This is a genomic window from Alistipes sp. DJF_B185, assembly GCF_964250025.1.
Taxonomy (GTDB): domain Bacteria; phylum Bacteroidota; class Bacteroidia; order Bacteroidales; family Rikenellaceae; genus Alistipes; species Alistipes finegoldii.
The window spans coordinates 1-2599 of record NZ_CAXUDY010000049.1 but is presented as its reverse complement, the minus strand read 5'-3'; the positions used below and the strand labels follow the sequence as shown (position 1 = coordinate 2599).

The window sequence follows — 2599 nt, the reverse complement described above, 5'->3', positions numbered from 1 at the left end:
GGAATACGGCATCCGAGCCACACTTTATGTCAATGCATCGACGAAGCGTAAGATTCTGGAGATACTTAAAAGAATCGGAGGTGAACGATTATCCGCGACATCATATGTGGATAATATTCTACAGCACCACATCGAAACTTTCCGTGACGATATAAACCGGCTCGATCGTAAGCGGAATTTTGAAAAACTTGTTTAACAATGACTTAAAAATTTCTAATTATGCTTTACAGCTTTTTATCCGAGTCCGGTGTCCTCGACATTTCATTACTCGCTCTTGGCACAGGCATTATCGTTTTGTCAATCTTAGGGCTGCTGCACCTCGGGAAGCGACGAGGTCATAATAAAGCCGGACACTTTTCGGAGCAACCTGACGATTGTGCAATGCCTGCCGTGCAAACGGAAAATAGCGATGGATGGCCCTCGATGGAACAACCTCAGACAACTGAACTTGTATCCGTTGTCGCTGCACCTGAAGATTCTTCAAATCTCGATTCTCCGCCTTCCGAAACGGTCGTATCCGAAAAGCAGGATGTGAAGCCGGAGTGTGTTCCCGTACCGGACATACGATGGCGACGTTCGATGACATTGCCCGACTACAAAAAAACATTTCTTGTCCGGGTGGATTACGACCTCCGCGCCTCGCTTTATGTCAGTGCCCCTACGAAACGGAAAATCCTTGAAGTCCTGAAAAAAATCGGCGGCGAGCGACTGACCGCAACATCTTATGTAGATAATATCCTACGGCACCATCTCGAAATGTTCCGCGACGAGATCAACTGCATACATCAAGAACAGAATTACCATAACATCGTCTAAATTCTTTCTGCCATGAACAGCATAATTCTTATTGCCGCCTGCGCCGTATGTTTGGATCAGTTGTTTTTCCGGGGGCGGCTCGCGTCATATGTCGTCGACAATCTGAAAGGCCCGAAGAAAAAACACACCGGGCATAACGCTGCCCCTCACACGCCGAATGCCGGTACTGCACCCCGTCAAACTCCTGAAATTCTCGTGTCAAAATCCTATCGGTGCGGACTGGAGCGGACTGGAGCGGACATCGGCACCGCCCCGGCAGGCGGAGACGCTATATTTGCCCCGGCTCCGGAAGAGAAGTCCGCGATGCAGGGGTGGAACACCCTTGTCGTGCGGCCCTCGATCGGCGAAGACGGCGAACTCTCGGAGCCCAAAGCGCCTGCCGGCGCCCGACCTCCGCTTCCGGCTCTCCCCGCCAGAGCAGAACTCCGCGATGCGGAAGTTCATGCGATGCTCGGAGAGCTGGACTTCGGAGAATGCGCCGTTATGGGCGATGCCACGGCCGAGGAGCGGCAGGCCATTGCCAACTTCGACATCCGGGCCTTTGCCTGACACGTAAACGAGAGACGACATGAAATGGAATAACGAATACGGCTAACGCCTTTCCCGCAGCAGGAAATACGATGTATCCGGTCGCAGAATGCCCCCAAAGCAGGCTGCGGCCTTTTTCACACCCTTAACCAAACTACTTGAACGATGAAAAAAAGAGCAATTTTCATGATTTTCTCCCTGTGCTCCGCACTCGCATCCTTTGCGCAGGGCAACGGCATGGCCGGCATCAGCGAGGCCACGAATATGGTAACGTCCTATTTCGACCCGCTTACGAAACTGATCTTCGCCGTGGCGGCGATCCTCGGACTGGTCGGCGGCGTGCGCGTCTACTCGAAATTCTCGTCGGGTGACCCGGACGCTTCGAAATCCGCCACGGCGCTGTTTCTCTCATGCGTCTTTCTGGTGATCGTCGGTACGGTCTTACGTTCATTCTTCCTCTAAACGATGGCGGAATACCAAGTGAACAAGGGCGTGGGCCGTCAGGTCGAGTTTCAGGGCGCGCACGTAATGGTTCTTTGGCAAATGCGTCGATAGCAAGACGTTAGGCAAGTGTTCGATAGCCTATCATCGATCGGCTTATCCGAAAGGGAAACCGGACGGGGAGTATAGCCTGCCGATAAACTGATAAGTCATACAGTTACCAAGTATGCGACTGAATCAGGAGATGAAAGATAGATACGAGGATAAAGTCTGGATTGATTGAACGATAGTCCAAGTGGCACAACTCGAAACTGTGGCGGAAGGTAACTACAGACGCCATACTGTAACACACTCGATTCGACCTTGGAGGGTTGGGTGCAGAACAGGTTACAGCACAACTGCGATAAGCAGAAACGGATGAAAGTCGTATCCGACAATCTATCAAAGCTATGTTGCCGAAGAATTAAACGTGGATTGCCTAACCCGGAATGCCGAAAGGCTATTAGGTTTCAGACCTATGAAAATCCGGTATGGCAACGGAGCCACCGTAGTAGTCCGAGCGAGGGAAAGCCTCGTACATGGCGAAGGGTGGCAGCTAACATTTTTAATACAAATTAACGGATAATGTGTGAGACATTATGAGAAATCCAGAGAGAGTATTAAACAGTCTGTCAGAGCACAGCAAAGTTTCGAGCTACAAGTTTGAACGGCTCTACAGGGTTCTATTCAATTCGGAAATGTTTCTCCTCGCCTACCATAATATACAAGGTAGGCAGGGAAATATGACGGAAGGTTCCGACGGTAAAACTATCGA

4 protein-coding genes are annotated in these 2599 nt (G+C 50.7%); all 4 read left to right on the top strand.

Annotated features, from left to right (window positions below; genetic code table 11):
- The coding region (locus tag ACESTR_RS15945; RefSeq protein WP_373179434.1) for a DUF3408 domain-containing protein at nt 1–196 on the top strand (196 nt) is incomplete at its 5' end.
- Nucleotides 197–219: 23 nt separating this feature from the next.
- On the top strand, nt 220–816 hold the full coding sequence (locus ACESTR_RS15940) for a DUF3408 domain-containing protein (RefSeq protein ID WP_019151215.1): 597 nt from the start codon (nt 220–222) through the stop codon (nt 814–816).
- A gap of 195 nt (nt 817–1011) precedes the next feature.
- Entirely contained in the window at nt 1012–1365 is a 354-nt protein-coding gene (locus ACESTR_RS15935; RefSeq protein WP_373179433.1) for a hypothetical protein, read from the top strand.
- 144 nt (nt 1366–1509) lie between these two features.
- Nucleotides 1510–1806, top strand: coding sequence for a DUF4134 domain-containing protein (locus ACESTR_RS15930; RefSeq protein ID WP_130065953.1), 297 nt, complete (start codon nt 1510–1512; stop codon nt 1804–1806).
- The last annotated feature ends 793 nt before the right edge of the window (nt 1807–2599 follow it).

What these genes read in the sequence shown, in the direction of transcription:
- ACESTR_RS15940 (WP_019151215.1), top strand. Translation starts at nt 220, where the DNA reads ATGCTTTACAGCTTTTTATCCGAGTCCGGTGTCCTCGACATTTCATTA.
- ACESTR_RS15930 (WP_130065953.1), top strand. Translation starts at nt 1,510, where the DNA reads ATGAAAAAAAGAGCAATTTTCATGATTTTCTCCCTGTGCTCCGCACTC.